At 70.3% G+C, this 19,545-nt stretch carries 13 protein-coding genes; 5 read left to right on the top strand and 8 right to left on the bottom strand.

Annotation, left to right across the window (positions count from 1 at the left end; genetic code table 11):
* Together ACYVOK_RS13960 and ACYVOK_RS13955 are read right to left on the bottom strand one after the other, a co-directional pair.
* A complete protein-coding gene (locus ACYVOK_RS13960) occupies positions 1 to 795 on the bottom strand; it encodes a citryl-CoA lyase (protein ID WP_460662796.1) in 795 nt (264 codons plus the stop codon).
* Complete coding sequence (locus ACYVOK_RS13955) at positions 792 to 1,943, bottom strand: CaiB/BaiF CoA transferase family protein (protein WP_460662795.1); 1,152 nt, start codon at positions 1,941 to 1,943, stop codon at positions 792 to 794. The genes ACYVOK_RS13960 and ACYVOK_RS13955 overlap by 4 nt, the downstream gene beginning before the upstream one ends.
* A gap of 183 nt (positions 1,944 to 2,126) precedes the next feature.
* Between ACYVOK_RS13955 and ACYVOK_RS13950 the strand changes: the two genes are divergently transcribed.
* Together ACYVOK_RS13950 and ACYVOK_RS13945 are read left to right on the top strand one after the other, a co-directional pair.
* The gene (locus ACYVOK_RS13950) at positions 2,127 to 3,599 is read left to right on the top strand and encodes an amidohydrolase family protein (protein ID WP_460662794.1); all 1,473 of its coding nucleotides are present in this window, start codon (positions 2,127 to 2,129) and stop codon (positions 3,597 to 3,599) included.
* 58 nt (positions 3,600 to 3,657) lie between these two features.
* Positions 3,658 to 4,485 (top strand): IclR family transcriptional regulator domain-containing protein, encoded by an 828-nt coding sequence (locus tag ACYVOK_RS13945; RefSeq protein WP_460662793.1) that lies wholly within the window; start codon positions 3,658 to 3,660, stop codon positions 4,483 to 4,485.
* A 3-nt stretch (positions 4,486 to 4,488) separates the two neighbouring features.
* On the opposite strand, the gene ACYVOK_RS13940 is transcribed toward ACYVOK_RS13945, so the two are convergent.
* Positions 4,489 to 5,388 (bottom strand): TIGR03619 family F420-dependent LLM class oxidoreductase, encoded by a 900-nt coding sequence (locus ACYVOK_RS13940; protein WP_460662792.1) that lies wholly within the window; start codon positions 5,386 to 5,388, stop codon positions 4,489 to 4,491.
* Positions 5,389 to 5,471: 83 nt separating this feature from the next.
* Between ACYVOK_RS13940 and ACYVOK_RS13935 the strand changes: the two genes are divergently transcribed.
* A complete protein-coding gene (locus tag ACYVOK_RS13935) occupies positions 5,472 to 6,245 on the top strand; it encodes an inositol monophosphatase family protein (protein ID WP_460662791.1) in 774 nt (257 codons plus the stop codon).
* 41 nt (positions 6,246 to 6,286) lie between these two features.
* On the opposite strand, the gene ACYVOK_RS13930 is transcribed toward ACYVOK_RS13935, so the two are convergent.
* Positions 6,287 to 6,727, bottom strand: coding sequence for an SRPBCC family protein (locus tag ACYVOK_RS13930; RefSeq protein ID WP_460662790.1), 441 nt, complete (start codon positions 6,725 to 6,727; stop codon positions 6,287 to 6,289).
* Positions 6,728 to 6,828: 101 nt separating this feature from the next.
* Here ACYVOK_RS13930 and ACYVOK_RS13925 point away from each other — a divergent pair, with 101 nt between their 5' ends.
* Positions 6,829 to 7,227: a hypothetical protein gene (locus ACYVOK_RS13925; RefSeq protein WP_460662789.1), complete on the top strand. Its 399-nt coding sequence runs from the start codon at positions 6,829 to 6,831 to the stop codon at positions 7,225 to 7,227.
* 86 nt (positions 7,228 to 7,313) lie between these two features.
* On the opposite strand, the gene ACYVOK_RS13920 is transcribed toward ACYVOK_RS13925, so the two are convergent.
* Positions 7,314 to 7,703: a VOC family protein gene (locus tag ACYVOK_RS13920; protein ID WP_460662788.1), complete on the bottom strand. Its 390-nt coding sequence runs from the start codon at positions 7,701 to 7,703 to the stop codon at positions 7,314 to 7,316.
* 116 nt (positions 7,704 to 7,819) lie between these two features.
* Complete coding sequence (locus ACYVOK_RS13915) at positions 7,820 to 11,254, bottom strand: error-prone DNA polymerase (protein WP_460662787.1); 3,435 nt, start codon at positions 11,252 to 11,254, stop codon at positions 7,820 to 7,822.
* Positions 11,255 to 11,318: 64 nt separating this feature from the next.
* Here ACYVOK_RS13915 and ACYVOK_RS13910 point away from each other — a divergent pair, with 64 nt between their 5' ends.
* On the top strand, positions 11,319 to 11,654 hold the full coding sequence (locus ACYVOK_RS13910; protein WP_460662786.1) for a hypothetical protein: 336 nt from the start codon (positions 11,319 to 11,321) through the stop codon (positions 11,652 to 11,654).
* Between the two features lie 73 nt (positions 11,655 to 11,727).
* On the opposite strand, the gene ACYVOK_RS13905 is transcribed toward ACYVOK_RS13910, so the two are convergent.
* Positions 11,728 to 14,001, bottom strand: a complete 2,274-nt coding sequence (locus tag ACYVOK_RS13905; RefSeq protein WP_460662785.1) for a penicillin-binding protein — start codon at positions 13,999 to 14,001, stop codon at positions 11,728 to 11,730.
* 9 nt (positions 14,002 to 14,010) lie between these two features.
* Entirely contained in the window at positions 14,011 to 19,524 is a 5,514-nt protein-coding gene (locus ACYVOK_RS13900) for an ATP-binding protein (RefSeq protein ID WP_460662784.1), read from the bottom strand.
* Positions 19,525 to 19,545: the final 21 nt, after the last annotated feature.

Below are 19,545 nucleotides of genomic sequence, written 5' to 3'. Positions count from 1 at the left end.
TCAGGTCTGGTCCCAGGTCTCGGACGGGTCGACGTAGACCGCATTGCGGTCGACGGTGAGGTAGGCGTCCATGCCGATCGGGCGGCGGCGTTCCTCGGCCAGCTGACCGAGCAGTCCGGCGGCCCTGGCCAGCAAGGCGAACCCGCGCAACAGCTCGACCGGGAGCCCGAGGTCGGCGAGCGCCGCACCGCAGACCCCGGCACCGTTCAACGGCAGCTTCCGTCCCAGCACCTGCTCGTGCATCCGCGCGATGGCCTGGAACAACTGCAGGTGCGGGCCCAGCAGTCCTTCGTCGCGAGCGATCCCGATCAGGACGGGGGTCCGTGGATCCTCCTCCTTGTGCACCGGATGCCCGAGACCGGGGACATACTTGCCGGCCGCCCGCGTCTCGCTGACGACATCGAGCGCGAGTGCGTCCCACCCGGCGTCGTCGGCGGGCAACTCGTGCTCCAGCAGCGCCTCGTGCAGGTACGTCCCGCAGTCCTCGGTCACCCCGAGGAAGCGCGAGCCGCCGCCGAGCAGGCCGGCCGCGAGCGCGCCTTGGAGCGAATCCGGAGCCGAGAGATAGGTGAGCCGCGCCGCGATCGCCGTCGGGGTGAACCCGTGGTCGGCCAAGGCGACCAGGACCGCCTCGAACACCCGGGTCTCCGACCTGGTCGGACGACGCAGGGCAACCAGCCAGAAGGCGAGTTCGCCGAACCCGACCTTGCCCATCAGGTCGGCCGGGAGATCCTGGCCGAGCAGGCGGATCTCGTCGGCGGTCGACGTACCGAGTGAGGTCGGGAAGGTGGTCATGCGGAACGCTCCTCGTCGGTCAGCCAGCGGCGGAGTTCCGCGCCGTGTTCGTCCAGTTCCGGCGGCGGCAGGCGGTACGACGGCTGCGTCTCGGAGAACGTGATCGGGTTCCGCACGGTCGGGATGTCGCCGATCGTCACGACCGGGTCCAGCCCGATGTCCTCGGCGAAGGTGACACCGGCGTCGACAGTGTTGATCGGCCCGCACGGTACCCCGGCGGCGATGATGTCGCGGAACCAGTCCATCCGGGTCTTCGTCCGCAACCGCTCGACCAGCAGCGGCCGCAGTTCCTCGCGGTTCGCCGTGCGTTTCTCGTTCTGGTCGAAGCGTGGGTCGGCGGCCAGTTCCGGTACGCCGAGAACCTCGGTCAGCCGGCGGAACTGGCCGTTGTTGCCGGCCGAGATGATCAGCTCGCCGTCGGAGCACGGCAACGGCTCGTACGGGAACAGGCTCGGATGGCTGTTGCCCATCCGCAGCGGTACGACGCCGCCCGCGACGTACGCGCTCGACTGGTTGACCAGTCCGGACAGCGCCGAGGACAGCAGGTTCACCTCGACGTGCTGACCGCGGCCGGTCTCGTGTCTCGCGTTCAGCGCGGACAGTACGCCGATCGTCGCGTGCAGCCCGGCCATCACGTCGAAGACGGAGATGCCGGCCCGGAACGGCTCGCCGTCCGGATCACCGGTCAGACTCATCAGCCCCGAGATCGCCTGCACGATCAGGTCGTATCCGGGCAGTGCCGCGCCCTTCGGCCCGCTGCCGAACCCGCTGATCGAGGCATAGACCACGCGGGGGTTCGCGGCCGCGACCGAGTCGTAGTCCAGGCCGAATCGCGCCAGCCCGCCCGGCTTGAAGTTCTCCAGCAGTACGTCGGCCCGCCGGGCCAGCTCCTGGGCGACGGCCAGATCCTTCGGGTCCTTCAGGTCCAGCGCGATCGACCGCTTGTTCCGGTTCACCGCGAGGTAGTAGGTCGAAATCCCGTCACGGACCGGCGGCTGCCACGACCGGGTGTCGTCACCGCCCGGCGCCTCGACCTTGACCACCTCGGCGCCGAGGTCGGCCAGCAGCATGGTCGCGTACGGGCCGGCCAGGATCCGGGAGAAGTCGGCGACCAGCAGGCCGGCCAGCGGACCGCGCGTATCGGGCACGAAGACACTCTCCTTCGGACAGTTGTCCGCAGATGCACTGTCGCCTCAGTCTGAGAGTGCTCCCCATGCCTGTCAAGCAACGACGGTGGGCTCTTGACACTGCGTCCGAGCGCTCGGATAGTGGCGCTGACGCCGTAGTGACCGGCATACGGACGTATGTCCGGCGGATCTCTGGAGGGCTCCATGACCACTGCCGAGACGCCGGTGGCGGGCCGGCCGGTGCTGCTGCGCGGCGGGACCGTGCTGACCATGGACGACAACCACACCGTGCTGCCCGAGGGCGACGTGCTGGTGGTCGACGACCGGATCGAAGCCGTCGGCCCCGCGGTCGACGTCCCCGAGGGGACGCAGGAGATCGACGCCCGCGGTGGGATCGTGATGCCGGGGATGATCGACACGCACCGGCACATGTGGCAGACCGCGATGCGCGCGTACGGCGCCGACTGGACGCTGACGCAGTACTTCGTCTGGTACTACCTCGAGCACGGCAAGACCTTCCGGCCCGAGGACATCTACGCCGGCAACCTGACCTCGGCCTGGGAATCGCTCGAGGCCGGCGTCACCACCACCGTCGACTGGTCGCACGGCCTGCAGTCCGTCGACCACGCCCGGGCCGCGGTGGACGCGCTGCTGGCCGTACCCGGCCGGTTCGTTCTTGCCTACGGCAACATTCAGGCCGGGCCGTGGGAGTGGACCGCCGACCCGTCCGTCCGGGCCTTCCTCGACCACCTTCGCGACGACGGCCGGCTCGGTCTGCAACTCGCGTTCGACGTCACCGGTGACCCGGCGTTCCCCGAGCGGGCCGCCTTCGAGGTCGCCCGGGAACTCGGGGTCGGCGTCAGCACCCATGCCGGGGTGTGGGGTGCCACCGACGACGAGGGCATCCGGCTGATGCACGAGAACGGCTTCATGACACCGCAGAACATCTACGTCCACGCGGCCACCCTCACTGCGGACTCCTACCAGCGGATCGCCGCGACCGGCGGCTCGGTGTCGGTCTCCACCGAGTCCGAGCAGAGCGCCGGGCAGGGCTACCCGCCCACTTGGCAGGTCCGCAAGTACGGCATCCCGGTGTCGCTGTCGATGGACACCAGCGTGTGGTGGAGTGGCGACCTGTTCACGGCGATGCGTACGACGCTCGGCGCCGACCGAGCCCGTGAACACCTCGAGGCCCACATGAAGGGCGACACCGTCACCCACAGCCATTTGCGCGCCGAGCACGTGGTCGACTGGGCCACCCGTGGCGGCGCCAGGGCGATCGGCCGGGACGACCTGGGCAGCCTCGAACCGGGGAAGAAGGCGGACGTCGTCCTGATCAAGAACGACGACTCACCGGTGTCGTTCCCGCTGGTCAACCCCTACGGGCATGTGGCGTTCCAGGCACAGCGCGGCGACGTCCACACCGTGCTCGTCGACGGCCAGGTGGTGAAGTACGCCAATCGGCTGGTCGGCGTCGACCTTCCCGCCGTACGACGGACTGTCGAAGCCACCGTCGACTACCTGCGCGGAGCACTGGGCGAGGAGGCGTGGACCGCCGGGATGAACCCGGAGCTGCCCAAGGACGAGGTGCTGGACAACCCCTACCAGTACACCGAGTACAAGTCCGAGTCGACCCGGGAGGCGCGCGGCACGATCTTCGGCGAACCCGGCTCGTGACCCCGCCCGGCGTCGTAGGCTCGTCCGCGGACGTCCGTCGTACGAGAGGCAGGAACTGATGGCAGGACGCGGCGCGGGCCCGGACTTCGTCGAGTCGCTGGCTCGGGGGCTCGACGTGCTCGCCTGCTTCGACGCGGACCATCGCACCATGTCCCTGTCCGAGGTGGCGGCCGCCGCCGGGCTGGCCCGGCCGACCGCACGCCGCCTGCTGCTCACCCTGGAGGAGCTCGGCTTCGTCCGGTCGACCGACGGTTCGTTCCAGCTGACGCCGAAGGTGCTGACGCTCGGGATGGCGTACGTCGGCGCGCTCGGGCTGTGGGACATCGCGAAACCCCACCTCGAAGCCCTGGTGGCGAAGACCGGGGAGTCGTCGTCGATGGCGCAGCTCGACGGCTCCGACATCATCTACGTCGCCCGGGTGTCGGTACCGAAGATCATCGCGCTGCGGGTCGACATCGGCACGCGGTTCCCGGCCGCGCAGACCTCACAGGGCAAGGTCCTGCTCGCCGCCCTGTCCCCCGACGAGTTGGCGGACACCCTGGCCCAACCGAGTCGCGCCGGGCTTCCGCCGTACATCGGACGAACGGCCGACCAACTGCGCGACGAGCTGACCGAGATCCGGGCCCGCGGCTGGGCCCTGGCGGACGAGGAGCTCGCGCCCGGCGTCCGTTCGGTGGCGGCCCCGGTCCGCGACGGCACCGGGACGGTCCGGGCGGCCATGAACGTCACCGTCCACGCCGCCGAAACGAGCACCGAGAAGCTCCTCCGCGACTACCTCCCGCTGCTGTTGCGGACCGCCGGCGACGTCAGCGCCGAATGGGCCCTCTGGCAGTCCCGCCCCCACCACGAACTCCCCCAGGCGCCGACGAAGGAGTCTTCCGCCTGAGGATCAGGACGGTGCCTTCCGGACCAGGTCGGCCAGCACGGAGAGCTGGTCGGCGGGGTCGGTGTCCATCGTCCAGACGACGTGGTCGATGCCGGTCGCACGCAGCCGTTCCAGGTCCTCCAGCACCTGCTCGACCGCACCCGTGAGCGGCGCCCGGTCGTCGATCGGCGAGGTGGTGATCGAGCCGTTCACCTTGACGACCACCGGCAACGACTCGTGCCCGGCCTTCTCCGCCGCCGACCGGAACAGCGACACCACGCCGTCGAGCATGTCCCAGCCCATGATGATCGGGAACAGCCCGACGCCCAGACGACCGGCCCGCTCGACCGCGGCGGGTGCCATCGAGCCGGCGAGCAACGTGACGCCGCCCGCTGCGACCGGCTTCGGGCCGATGTTCGCCGGGGCGATCCGGTAGAAGCGGCCCTGGTGCTCGACCGGGTTCGGTCCCCAGACGCGGCGCATCGCGGTGATGTGTTCCTCGAGCCGCGGCCCCCGGTGCGCCTCCGGTACGCCGGCCGCTTCGTACTCGGCGGCCATCCACCCCACGCCGACACCCGCGACCAGTCGGCCGCCACACAGCTGGTCGAGCGTCGCGAACCGCCGGGCCAGCACGATCGGGCTGTGCAGCGTGGCGTTGACGACAGCGGTCCCCAGGGTGATCGTCGAAGTACGGGCCGCGAGGTACGCGAGGGTTTCGATCGGGTCGAATACGCTGTTGTAGCTTTCCGGCAGCGGCACAGGATCAGTGCCGCCGATCGGGATCGCGCCGTCGACCGGGTTCATCAGCCGTTCGAACGTCCACACCGACGCCAGCCCGATCCGCTCGGCCTCCTCGGCCACCGTGGCAATGCGCTCCGGGCTCGCGTGCACGCCGTCGCTGGGCAGGGTCAGTCCGAACTTCATCGCGGCTCCTCCTTGATCATCGGACCTCCACCCAACTGCCTCCGGCTTTCATTTCGCTTTCACGGCTTGATTGGATGCGCGGTATGAACCGGATGAGCGACGCCGAGGTGGCGATCAAGGCGGCCGAAGCAGGGGCAACCGTCATACGACAGAGGTACGGCGCGACCGTGAGCCGCTACGAGAAGTCGCCGACGGACTTCGCGACCGAGGCCGATCTCGAAGCGGAACGGGCCGTCCTCGAGGTGCTCCGGGTGGCCCGGCCGGACGACGCGGTGATCGGCGAGGAGTACGGCGCGAGCGGTCAGGCGGCCCGCACCTGGTTGGTGGACCCGCTGTGCGGAACGCTGAACTTCGCGGCCGGGACACCGCTGTTCTCGGTGAACGTGGCGCTGGCCGGGTCCGGTGTCGCCGCGGTCGCGCAACCGCTCACCGGGGAGGTCTTCTGGACCGACGGGACGTCGGCGAACGTCCGTCGAAACGGCACCGACTCCCCCGCCGTACCGTCCGCGGCCTCACTGCTCGTCGACGTCGACATCGACGGCCTGCCGGCCAACGACTTCCTCGGCGCGCAGTTGCTGGCCGACGAGAAGTTCCGCGCCACCTTCTCCGGCCGCGTCTCCTCGACCACCCTGACTCTCGCCTGGGTCGCCATCGGCCGCCGAGCCGCCTACCTCACCGACGGCCACCTCGTCGACAGCGTCCATTTCACCGCCGGTGCCGTGTTCTGCCAGGCGGCCGGCTGCATCGTCACCGACTTCTACGGTCAGCCCCTCTACACGAACCGCGGCCTGATCGCCGCCGCGGACGCCACGACCCATCGGCAACTGCTCGAACTGGTCTCTGCCCACCTGACCTGACCGCTGGGACGTCAGCAGGACCTGACCTGATCGCGGGGACGTCAGCGGGATTCGAGCAGTGCCTTGAGGCGGGCGAGGTCCTTCTGGTTGGCGCGGCGCATGGCCGCGGACATCAACGGCGCGGCGACGCCGGCGAAGCCCGAGGGTTCGCCGCGGTTGCGAAGGGTCATGTGGGTGGAGCGGTTGTTCGGGGCGGACCACTGGTAGCTCGTCTCCATCGGGAACGGGCCTTGCGCCGTCCGCATCACCAGCCGCTCGAACGGGACGAGTTCGACGATCTCGTAGGTGTAGGCGATCCGGCGGCCGAGGAAGTGCGCGACGAAGTCCATCCGCGACCCGACCGCGAGGGGTGGGTCGGTCCGCAGTTCCACCGACTCGATGTTCGCATACCACTCGGGGGCGTTGGCCGGATCCGCGACGTACTCGGCCACAACGGGCAGCGGTCGCTCGATCACGACCTCGGTCAGCACGTCGACAGCCATGACCCCTCCCTTCTCCGACAGTACGCCGTACTTCGGTAACGCGAACCGTTTCGTGACCAATGGTTGACCGTCCTGCGAGCTTTGCGGATTAGCCTGAGGGTATGGCCACGTACGGGCACAGCCCTCGAGGCGATGTCGGGCTGGAGGAGCTCTTCGAGGAGTCGCCGGCGCCGCGGGCGCGGATGTCGGCGGCGGCCGAGATCGCGCTGGTCTGCGGCCTCGGAGCGGTGCTCACGGCAACGTTCTCGATCCTGTTCGGCGTCTCGCTGGTCTTCGGCGCGCTGGCCGTCCTCACCAGCCTGATCGGCCTGGTCAGCACCCACCGCCCCGACGTCGCCGGCTCCGCCCTCAACGTCTTCGGCCTCTTCCTTGGCCTGCTCGCCCTGGCGACCGTCGGCGCCCGCTACCTCGGCATCGACACCGCCATCGGCGACCCCCTCCTCCCCTGGCTGACCGACCAACTCAACCACTGGAACACCAAACTCCCCCAACCCCGCTAACCTCCACCACACCGGACGCCGCGGCGTTCGAGGCCGAGGCGTACGCGAGCGAGGTGCAGGTGAGGTCGTCGGGGGGAGCCCCGCGCCTACTGGTAGCAGATGAACTCCAGCAGCGAGCCGTCTGGGTCGCGGAAGTACACGCTGGACCCGCTGCCGCGGGCGCCCTCGCGCGCGATCGGGCCAAGTTCGACCTCGACGCCATGTGAGTGCAGGTGTTCCGCGGCCTCGTCGGCTGTACCTTCCCACCTGAAGCACAGGTCGCTGTTCCCAGGCAGGACCGGCAGCCGGGCAACGTTGTCCGACAGGTCCACGCCCGGTCCGTGCACGTTCAGCTGGGTATCGCCGAACCGGTAGGCAACCCGGCCCGGCGCAACCTCGACGACTTCGGCGCCGAGTACGTCGCGGTAGAAGGCGGTCGAACGGTCCCAGTCCGAGACTCCGATGATCGAGTGGTCGAGCCCTGCGTTTCGGTTCATAGCCCTGCAGTACCCAGGCAACGTCGGCGCCCTGCTCATCCAGAACGAAGTCGAGCAGGCCTGCGTCGCCTCAACAACCGGGATCTACCCAGGAACATGATCCGGGCCGTCGAACCTCACCGGAAATCTCGGGAGGTGGTTTTGGCGGCGAGGGGGAGGCGTTGGAGGTGGTCGGCGGAGAGGTTGGTGACCTCGCCGGCGCGTTCGACGCGGCCGCGGATGATGAGGGCGCCGGCGGTGCGGGCGACGGTGGCGTGGCGGTGCCAGCAGCCGACGGTGATGACGATGTTGGCCATACCGGTCTCGTCCTCGAGGTTCATGAAGGTGACCCCGGAGGCGGTGGCCGGGCGCTGGCGGTGGGTGACCACCCCGGCGACGCGGACCCGGCTGCCCGCCGGCGCCTCGCGCAACTGGGCGGCGGAAAGGATGCCCTCGGCCCGCAGCTTGTCGCGGATGCGCTGGATCGGGTGACTCGTGGTGGTGATCGAGGTCGACCACAGCTCGGCCATGTCGGACTCGATGTCGGACATCCCCGGCAGGGTGGGCGGCGGCCCGGCGGCGGTGATCCCGGCGAGCTGGCCGGGACGTTCCTCGGCGGCCCGGCCGGCCTCCCACAACGCCTGCCGGCGATCGAGCCCGAAACAGTCGAACGCCCCGGCGGTGGCCAGCGCCTCCACCTGCGCGGCGGTGATCCCGGTCCGCCGGACCAGGTCGGCCATGTCCGCGTACGGCCCGCCGCGCTCGCGTTCCTCGACGATCAGCTTCCCGCCCTTCTCGCCGATCGTCCGCACCTCCGACAACCCCAGCCGGACCGCGAACGCGCCGTCGCGGCGATGAGCGGTGGTGTCGAACGGCGCCTTCGGATCGAACGGCCCGACCAGCGGCTGCGGATCCACCAGACAGTCCGGCGAACCGGTCGGCCCGGTCAGCTCCTGCCCGTCGACCAGTTGCTCGAGCCCGGCATCGACACCCGAGCGGTGCAGGTCCGGCCGCCGTACCTCCACACCATGACGCCGGGCGTCGGCGACCAGGGACTGCGGTGAGTAGAACCCCATCGGCTGGGCCCGCAGCAACGCGGCCAGGAACGCGGCCGGGTAGTGCAGCCGCAACCACGTGCTGGAGTAGACCAGGAGGGCGAAGCTGATCGAGTGCGACTCGGCGAAACCGAAGTTCGCGAACGCCTCGATCTTGTCGTAGATCTCGTCGGCCAGTTCCCCGGTGATCCCGTTGCGCGCCATCCCGGCGTACAGCTTGTCCTTCAGCGACGAGATCTTCTCGATCCCGCGCTTCGACCCCATCGCGCGCCGGAGCAGGTCGGCCTCGTCGCCGTCGATCTCGCCGACCGCCATCGCCATCTGCATCAGCTGCTCCTGGAACAGCGGCACGCCCATGGTCCGCTCCAGCACCGGCCGCAGCTTCGGGTGCAGGTAGGTGACCGGCTCCTCCCCGGTCCGGCGCCGGATGTACGGATGGACCGCACCGCCTTGGATCGGGCCGGGCCGGATCAGCGCGATCTCGGTGACCAGGTCGTAGAACCTGCGCGGCTTCAGCCGGGGCAGGGTCGCCATCTGCGCCCGCGACTCCACCTGGAACACGCCGACCGAGTCGGCCCGGCACAACTGGTCGTAGACGCCGGCCTCCTCCTTCGGGATCGTGTGCAGCTGCCACGACTCCCCCACGTGCTCGCGGACCAGCTCCATGCAGTACTGCAACGCGGCCAGCATCCCGAGCCCGAGCAGGTCGAACTTGACCAGCCCCATCCAGGCGCAGTCGTCCTTGTCCCACTGCAGCACCGTGCGGTTCTCCATCCGGGCGTGCTCGATCGGCACCACCTCCCCGACCGGGCGCTCGGTCAGCACCATCCCGCCGGAGTGGATGCCCAGGTGCCGCGGGAACTTCAGCAACGCGGTCGCCATCTCCACCACCCGCGGCGGGATGTCGTGCTCGGTCGAGGTGATCTCCGGACTCCACCCGTCCACCTGTTTCGACCACGCGTCCTGCTGGCCGACCGAGTACCCGAGGGCCTTGGCCATGTCCCGTACGGCGGACTTCGGCCGGTAACTGATCACGTTCGCCACCTGGGCCGCGTTCCGGCGCCCGTACTTGCCGTAGACGTACTGGATCACCTCCTCCCGGCGGTCGGAGTCGAAGTCGACGTCGATGTCCGGCTCCTCGGTCCGGGTCGTGGCCAGGAACCGCTCGAACGGCAGGTTGTAGAGGATGCTGTCGACCGCGGTGATCCCGAGCGCGTAGCAGACCGCCGAGTTCGCCGCCGACCCCCGGCCCTGACACAGGATCCCGTGGTCGTGCGCGAACCTGACGATGTCCTGGACGATCAGGAAGTACCCCGGGAACCCCTTCTCCTCGATGACGTCCAGCTCACGCTCCAGCCGCTCATAGGCATCCGGCCGCTCCTCGCGGGTCCCGTACCGCACGGCGGCGCCGTCGAACGTGAGCTGCCGCAGCCACGACATCGGAGTGTGCCCGTCGGGCACGTCACGCAACGGCAGCTTCGGCTTCGCCCGGGCCAGGTCGAACGCCAACTGGTCGGCGAGGGTCACCGACCGCGCAACCGCCCCCGGGAACCGCCGGAACCGGGCGGCCATCTCGGCGCCCGACCGCAGGAACGCCATCCCGGCCGGCGGCAGCCAGCCGTCCATCGAGTCCAGGTCCCGCCGGGCCCGGACCGCGGCCACCGCGGCGGCCAGCTTGTGCTGCGACGGGGTGGCGTAGTGAACGTTGTTGGTGGCAACCACGGGCAGGCCGCGGTCGGCGGCCAGGCCGGCCAGGATCCGGTTCCGGCCGGAGTCGGCCGGCAGGTGGTGGTCGATCAGCTCGACCACCACCCGGTCCGGGCCGAACAGGTCCACCAACCGGTCGAGCTCCCGCCCGGCCGCGGCCGGACCGTCGGCGTACCCACCGAGCTCCAAGGCCTGCCGAACCAGTCCCTTCCGGCACCCGGTCAGGATCAGCCAGCGGTCGCGGCCACGGTCGGCGAGATCCTCCAGGTCGTAGACCGGGCGGCCCTTCTCGCCACCGGCGAGCTGCGCCTCGGTGATCGCCCCGGCCAGCTGGTGATACCCCTCCTGGCCCTCGGCCAGCACCAGCAGGTGACTGCCCTCCGGATCGGCCACACCGTTCTGCGGGCCGGTCAGGCCGAGGGAGAGCTCGGCCCCGAACACCGTGGGCAACTCGTACGCCGCGGCCGCCTCGGCGAACCGGGCCGCGCCGTAGAACCCGTCGTGATCGGTCAGCGCCAGCGCGTGCAGACCCTGCCGGACCGCGGCCTCGACCAGGTCCTCGGGCTGCGACGCGCCGTCCAGGAAGGAGAAGTTCGAGTGCACGTGCAGCTCGGCGTAGGGCACCGCGTTCCCGGGTCGGCGGGCGGCGACGGTCCGCTGGGGCACATACGGTCCGCGGTGCTGTGACCACGCCGGGCTGTCGCCGCCGTCGGCCGTCACCGGGCGGTCGCCGTGACTGCCCGGGCGCGAGCGGTTCGACAGCTTGCGCTCCAGCTCCGACCACTTGATCGGCGGATTGTTGTAGCCCATCGCACATCCTCCCCGTCCACGTCCAGACTAGAACATATGTTCGAAGAGGGGCTAATCTGAGGACATGCTTGGGCGGTTCACGGTGCGACCTTCGGACGACGGATCGGGCAGATTCGGCGTCTGGGACGGCGCGGTCAACGGGTGGCGGGCAACGGACATCGACGACGAGACGGAGGCCTACCGGATAGCCAGTGATCTCGACGTCCAGTACGACGCCCACGGCCCGCGGCCGGCCGACGCCGTCCGCCGGGTGGAGCCGGCCCAGCCGGTCCAGCGAGCCCAGTGGCAGAACGGCGAGCTGGACGTCTGGATCCGCGACAACGGCGAATGGCTCGGCCGTGTCCGCGACAAGAACGGCCGCGTCTCCTGGATCCCCGGCTCCGACCTCCGCCCGCTGTAGCCCTGTGCAGCCCGGCCCCGGGGCAGGACAGAGCCGTTCACTCACAGCTTGCCTGAGCAGGGCAGAGCAAAGGTCAGTTGTCGCCGTTGGAGAGGTAGACGGTGATCAGCGAGCCTTCGGGGGCGCCTTCACGGCTCCTGGGGTCGGTGTAGGCGACGGTGCCCTCGTTCTCCGGGGACCGGACCCGGTCGTCGGCGATGACGACGTCGAAGCCGGCCTGGCGCAGACGGTCCTCGGCCTCTTCGGGGCTCATCCCGTTGACCGGCGGGATGGCCTTGCGGTCGCCCGCGGCCGCGATGGTGGGCCTGGGGGCGACGAACCGGCGCAGCGGCATGCCCTCGAGGGCGCCGGCCATCGCGGTCCGCCAGAGCGGTCCCGCCGTACCGGAGCCGGTCGGGTCGGAGATGTCGCGGCCGTTCAGGGTGTGGCGGTACATCAGGTTCGTGTACGGCAGGTTCGCGTCGGCGACCACCGCGGCCGCGGCCAGGTTGGGCGCGTAACCGGTGTACCAGACCGCCTTGTTCTCCTGGATCGTTCCGGTCTTGCCGGCCAGGTCCCAGTTGCCGAAGTTCAGCCGGCCGCCGGTGCCGCCCGGTTCCATCACGGCGCTGAGCACCCGGTTCACCCCGTCGGCGACCTCCGGCTTGAGAGCCTGCTTGCATTCGATCCCCGGGGTGTCGATCGGCCGGCGGGACTTGTCCTTGACCGACATGATCACCAGCGGCTTGCAGTACTTGCCGCGGGCGGCGAACGTCGCGTACGCGTTGGAGAGCATCAGCGGGGTCACGTAGCCGACGCCGAGCGTGTAGGAGATGACCTGGTCCAGCGGCTCCAGGGTCTGCCCGTTGTACATGCCCAGCGACTGGGCGATCTTGGCGATCGGGCACAGACCGACGCGCTGCGACAGTTGCAGGAAGTAGGTGTTGGTCGAGTAGCGGGTCGCCTCGATCATCGTCAGGTTCCCGCCGCGGGTGGAGTTCTGCGGCCGGTACGACGGGTCCCTGGTCCAGCCCGAGCAGGTCTGGAACCGCTTGTTGCTCAGGTCGATCTGCTGCGGCGAGTTGATCCGGTAGTCGAGCGGGATGCCCTTCGAGATCGCGGCCGCGACCGTGAACGCCTTCATCGTCGAGCCGTTCTGGAAACCGCCGAAGCCACCCGGGTAGGACTTCTCCACGTTGTAGTTGTAGGCGGTCTGGAACCGGCCGCGGCCGTACTCCCGGCTCTGCGCCATCGCCTTCACCAGGCCGGTGCCGGGCTCGACGATCGTGATCGCCGCGACGGCGGTGTCGGTCCGCCGGGTGTGCGCGTCGATCGACGCCTCGGCGGCCCTCTGCATCCGCAGGTCGAGTGACGTCGTCACGGTCAGGCCACCGGTCTTCAGGTAGTGCTCCCGCTCCTTGACCGTCCGGCCGAGGGCCGGGTTGTCCAGCAGCTTCGAGACGACGTACTCGCAGTAGAAGGGGTACTTCGAACTGGCACAGCCGTTCGGGACCTTCAGGACCTTCTTCGGGTCGATCACCGGGGTCTTGAGCGCCTGGTTCGCCTGGTGCACGGAGATGACGCCCAGTTCGAGCATCCGCCGGATCACCACGTCCCGACGGGCCTTCGCCCGGGCCATGTTGTTCGTCGGGTCGTAACCGGTCGGGTTCTTCACCAGGCCGGCCAGCAGGGCGGCCTGGGGAAGCGTGAGGTTCTTGGCGGTGGTACGGAAGTAGTGCTGGGCCGCGGCCTGGACGCCGTACGCGCCGTCGCCGAAGTTCACCAGGTTCAGGTACCGCTCGAGGATCTGGTCCTTGGAGAACTGGCTCTCGACCGCGATCGCGTACCGCAACTCGGTCAGCTTGCGCTCGTACGTCACCGCGGTGGCCTTCTGCCGCTCCTCGGCGGTCCTGGCCTTCTCGACGAGGCTGAGCTTCACGTACTGCTGGGTGATGCTGGACCCGCCCTGCTGCACCTCGCCCTCGGTCTGGTTGCGCAGCAACGCGCGCAGCGTGCCCTTGAGGTCCATGGCGCCGTGCTCGTAGAAGCGCGCGTCCTCGATCGCGATGATCGCCTTGCGCATGATCGGGTTGATGTAGCTCAGCGACACCGGGACCCGGTTCTGCTCGTACAGCGTGGCGATCAGGGTGCCGTCGGAGGCCAGGATCCGGCTGCGGACCGCGACCGGCTCGATCTCCAGTTCCCGCGGCAGCGTCTGGACCGTCTCCACGACCTTCTCGCTGCCGATCCCGGCCAGGCCGGCGAACGGGATCGCCAGCCCCGCCGCCAGGGCACCCGACAACACGCTCACGGCGAGGAACGTCACCAACGCGCGAGCCTTGTTGCGACCGCCCTGGTCGGTTCGCATACCTCCAGGTTAGGGGGCCGGTACTCCTCGTGCCAGGCCGGCGGCGATTGCCTCGACCAGGCGGGGGCGCAGCTCGTGGGCCGTGATCACCGCGTCGACCGAGCCGACCTCGGCCGCGCGCTGGATGCTGTGCACCCGGTCGAACTCGGTCGCGACCTCACCCAGCTTCTCGGCCCGTACGGCGGATCGCACCTCGGCCAGCTCGGTCGCCAGGGCGGCCCGCTCCGCGCCGGTCGCCTCGCTGACCCGCTCGGCCAGTGACGCGACCCGCGGGTCCGCCGCGGTCCGCGCGTCGACGTCGGCGGAGAACACCACCGCCGCCGCCGGCGCGCCACCGATGACCGATGCGAACGACCCCTCGACCGCGAGCACCGTCATCGACGGGTTCAGCGCCTTGGAGAACACCACGAACGCGCCGCCGTGGTACCGCGACACGACGCAGAACACGATCGGGCCCTGGAAGTTCACGATCGCCCGGCCGATCTCCGCGCCGTACTCGAGTTGCAGGTTCCGCATCGAGTCCGGCGAGCCGTCGAAGCCGGACAGGTTCGCCAGCACCACCAGCGGGCGGTTCCCGCTGGCCGCGTTGATCGCCCGGGCGACCTTCTTCGACGACCGCGGGAACAGCGTGCCGGCCGTGTAGGTGTCCGGGCCGTCAGCCGGCGGGAAGCCCCGCCGCGGCACCGACTTGGACTCGATCCCGACCAGGCAGACCGGGTACCCGCCGAGCCGGGCGTCCTGCACGACCGCGGTGTCGGCGTCGGCCATCCCGGCCCAGCGCTCCAGCACGGGGTGGTCCTGGTCGGTGATCGCCCGCATCAGTGTGCGGATGTCGAACGCCTTCTTGCGGTCCGGGTTCGTGGCCGCGGAGAAGATCTCGCCGATGGTGCGGAAGTCGCTGCCGGCCGCATGGTGCGGGTACGTCGTCACGTCGCGGTCGATCGGGTCGGACGTCTCGGCACGTCGCGGACCGGCCTCCCCGGGGACGACATACGTGTGGTCGTAGTAGGCCATCAGCACGTCCCGGGCACCCTTGAGGTCGGGCGCCCAGTACTGCGCCTGGCCGTTGGGTCCCATCACCCGGTCGTAACCGCCGATGCCGAAGTTGTCCTCGGCCGAGACGCTGCCGGAGAAGTCGAGCGTCTGCTTTCCGGTCAGCACCATCGCGCTGTCCGGCGTCATCACCAGGATGCCCTTGGTGTGCATCAGCATGGTCGCCTCGGCGTTCCAGTACGGCTGCGCGCCGACGTTGATGCCCGCGACCACGATGTTGATCTCGCCGCCGTCCTGGGTGAACTCGACGATCCGCTTCAGCGCCCTGGCCACCCAGTCCATGTTCTCGGTGCCGGAGTCCATCGAGATCCGGGCCCCCGCGGACAGCGAGTACCACTCCACCGGCACCCGCATCCGCTCGGCCAGGTCGAGGGCGGCGATGATCCGCGAGCACTCCGGTTCCGCCACCGCGCCCAGCGCCTTGGTCGGGTCACCGCTGAGCACGACCCGGGTGATGCCCTCGGGGTGCCGGGCGGTCGGCGTGGTGACCACGCCGGCGATCAGACCGGCCTTGTTCAGTCCGCGCGGCCGCTCGACCGGCACCAAGGCGCCGGCGTCGTCGAGGTCGTACTCCGTCCAGGTGCCACCCGGTCCGGCCACCATGCCGGCCACCTCGTACGGGTAGACCGTGTTGCGGCGGCGGGACCGCTGGACCTTCTGCGCGTAGTCGTCGAGCGGCTTCAGCCGATCGGTCGGCGGCGGCTCCACCGACGTCACCACGCCCGCGCCGGGCTGGTAGTGGAACCGCGCGGCGAGCAGGTTGACCGAACCGTCCGGTGTCAGCACACGGCCCTGCACGACGACCTCTTCGATGCCGGCGCCCGCGGTCAGCGGCGCGATGTTGCGCCGCAGCGCGGTCAGTTCGTCGACCTGGGCCCTGATCTCGGGCCAGATGTGCACCCAGACGTGGTTCATGTCGAGCTTGGCCCCGGCCGCGCCGCGCTCGGTGCGGGCCCGGCGGATCGCCTCCAGGCAGTTCGCGATCGCCCGCTCGGCGTGCGGCAGCGAGGTCACCTGGCCGTCGTCGTCGCGGACGACGGCGAACTGACGGACCTGCGCCAGCGCGACCAGCCGCTGGTCGGCCTCGTTGTCGCGGGCAACGCAGTGGTAGAGCAGCACGTCTTCGGGCGCGTCCAGCCGGGTGATCCGGAAGTCGTGCAGGCGCCACAGCGTCAGTCGCCGGCCGACCATCGGGTGGACGCCGCGGACGTTGTCGTCCTCGGTCACCGTGCCGCCCGCCGGGCGGTAGGTGAAGTACGCGACCGGGCGCTCCTGACCGGGTGCGATCGCGACGGTGAACCGCCGTACCTGCTGGGACACCGGAAGCGCGGCGACCAGGGTACGCAGGTGGTCCGACGCCTCCTGCTGTCCCTCGGGGACGTCCGGACCGTACAGGTACAGCTCGGTCACCGCCTCGTGCCCGGCCGGACGGGCGTCCACCTGGGCGGTCAGAGCCTGGACCAGCCCGCTGTCCGGGTCGGACAGCTCGGCGACCGTGCCGACCGTGGTGACCAGGTGGCTGAGCCGGTCGTCGATCGAGTAGTCCGCGGTCGCGAACGGCCGCCCGTCGACCACGAATTCGCGCAGGTCGTGCAACTCGTACTCGCGGTAGTGCCGGCGGATGAGTACCTCGAGCATCGGCTCCCGCTCACCCCAGCCGCGCTCCAGCCGCTGGGCCAGGAACCGGACGATCGGTTCGGGGATGGCCGCCAGCGCGTCGATCCGCTCCTTGTAGTCCGGCACCGCGGGGTTGGCGGCGAGGGCCGCGACCTCGTCCCCGACGCCGGCCAGCACCGAGGCCCGGTCCGCGTCCACGAGAGGCTGGTCGAACCACCGGAACCGCACGCTGCGCGCCAGGTCGCCGATCACCGGGAAACGCAGCTGGGTGGCGAGCACCAGCCGGTCCAGCAACTCGTGCACACCTTCGTCGAGCGGTGCGGCCGGCCGCGGCTCGGCGATCCAGCGCTGCAGCACCGACGTCACCAGCAGCACGTCGGGCGTGGACCGCTGCTGGGCGAGGAAGATCCGGAACACGGCCTCCTCGAGCTCGGTGGTGCGCTCGAAGTCGGTCACGCCGTAGTGACCGAGCACCCGGGCGAGCCGGGTCTGGAACTCGGCCGGCAGGCCACCCCGCTCGGGGTCCAGGCTCTGCAGGTACGTGTGGAAGTGCTCGCGCGGGCTGTGCACCCGGTTCTCGGTGCTGATCTCCTCGTCGGCCGGCCGGTTCCGGCTCAGCTCGGCGAAGTCCGCGAAGACCTGCAACAGGTCGATCTCGGCGCACACCGGCGGTTCCGGCAGCTCCGAGCGCGCGGCCAGGTAGTCGGCCAGCATCCCGCCCTCATCCCGCGGGTCGATGTCGAAGCCGAGCAGCATGCTGCGCAGGTCGTCCAGGCCCCGCTCGACCCGCTCGGCCGCCGACTTCTCGCCCGACCCGTCCGGCAGATCCAGCTGTACGCCGTTCTCCACCGGTGCGGCCTCCTCGGCCACGGCGTCGTCGTCGACCGGCTCCAGCCGGATCAGCGGCGCACCGGTCTCGACCTGGCTGCCGGTGGCGACCAGCAACTCCTTCACGGTGGCCTTGAACGGCGCGTGCAGCACCGTCTCCATCTTCATGCTCTCGAGCACCAGGACCGGCGCACCGGCCTCGACCGTGTCACCGCTCTGGAGCGGCGTGGCGACCACGAGCGCCGGAGCGGGAGAACGCAGTACGCCGCCTTCGTCGCGGCTGACCCGGTGCGTGACACCGTCGACCTCGACCAGGTGCACCGGGCCGTGCGTCGCGGTGACCAGACGGAACCGCTGACCGCCGACCACGAGCCGGCTGCTGTACGAGTCCAGCCGCTCCAGCTCGGCGTCGACCACCTTGAACTGGGTCCCGTTGCCGACGCCGACCCGGAACCGGTCGGGACCGATCCGCGCGACCGTCACGCGGTAGCTGACTCCGCGGAGTTTCAGGTCGATCGCCCGGCCGACCTCGTGCTGCACCTGCGGCCGGCCGCCGTGGGCGGTCTCCAGCAACCGCGTCACCTCGACCTGCTCGGCGTCCTCGTACCCCTCGATCGCCGCCGCGACCAGCGCCACTCCGGAGTGCCGGTGCGAAACCAGGCGGCCTTCGCCGCGGACCCGGTCGATCCAGCCGGTGTCGGCGGTGCCGTCGACCACCTCGGGCTGGTCGAGCAGTTCGAGGATGAAGCTCTTGTTGGTGGTGCCGCCCTCGATCAGCACGGTGGTCGCGCCGACGGCCCGGCGCAGCCGGGCGAGCGCCTCGTCGCGGGTCCGGCCGTAGGCGATGATCTTCGCGATCATCGAGTCGAAGTCCGCCGGGATGCTGTCCCCCGCGCTCACGCCGGTGTCGACCCGCACACCGGGTCCGGCCGGCAGGTCGAGGACGGCGATCCGCCCGGGCGACGGCGCGAAGTCGCGATCCGGGTCCTCGGCGTTCAGCCGGGCCTCGACGGCGTGCCCGGTCTCGGCCGGTTTGGTGCCTTCCAGCCGGCCGCCGGAGGCGACGTGCAGCTGCGCCTTGACCAGGTCGAAGTCGGTGGTCAGCTCGGTGATCGGGTGCTCGACCTGCAGCCGCGTGTTCACCTCGAGGAACGCGAAGGTCTTGTCGCCCGGGTGGTACAGGAACTCGACGGTCGCGGCACCGCGGTAGCCGACCGCGAGCGCCAGCCGCTCGGCCGACGCCTTCAGCTCCTCGACCTGGGCCGCGGACAGCAGCGGGGACGCGGACTCCTCGATCACCTTCTGGTTCCGCCGCTGCACCGAGCAGTCGCGGACACCCAGCGCCCACGCCGTGCCCTGGCCGTCGGCGATGACCTGCACCTCGACGTGCCGGGCGCCGGTGACCAGGCGCTCCAGGAACACCACGCCGCTGCCGAAGGCCCGCGCCGCCTCGTCGCTGGTCCGCGCGTACGCGTCCTCGAGTTCTTCGGCCGACCGGATCACCCGGATCCCCCGGCCGCCACCGCCCGCGGTGGCCTTCAGCATCAACGGGTAGCCGATCCCGGAAGCCGCCTCGAGCGCCGCCTCCAGCGACTCCACCGCGCCCCGGCTCCAGGGCGCGACCGGTACGCCGACCTCCTCGGCGATCAGCTTGGACCCGATCTTGTCGCCCAGCTTGCGCATCGCGTCGGCCGGCGGCCCGATGAACGTCACGCCGAGCCGGTCGCACAGCTCCGCGAAGGCCGGGTCCTCGGCGACGAACCCCCAGCCGACCCAGGCCGCGTCCGCCTCGGTCTCGCGCAGCGCACGCTCCAGCACCTGGAGGTCCAGGTACGGCCGCGCGGACGCCGGGCCGAGTGGGTAGGCGATGTCGGCCTCCCGTACGAAGGTGGCAGTCCGCTCACCGTCCGTGTACAGCGCAATCGTCCGGATGGGCTCACCGCCCTCGGCGTTGAGCTCACGCACCGCGTTGATCAGCCGCATCGCGGCCTCACCGCGGTTCACCACTGCGATACGCTTGAACATCGACCGCCTCCGTGTCTCACC

This window comes from Kribbella swartbergensis (assembly GCF_054784135.1).
Note: the sequence above shows the minus strand (reverse complement) of the source record. Positions and strands in the feature narration are given on the sequence as shown.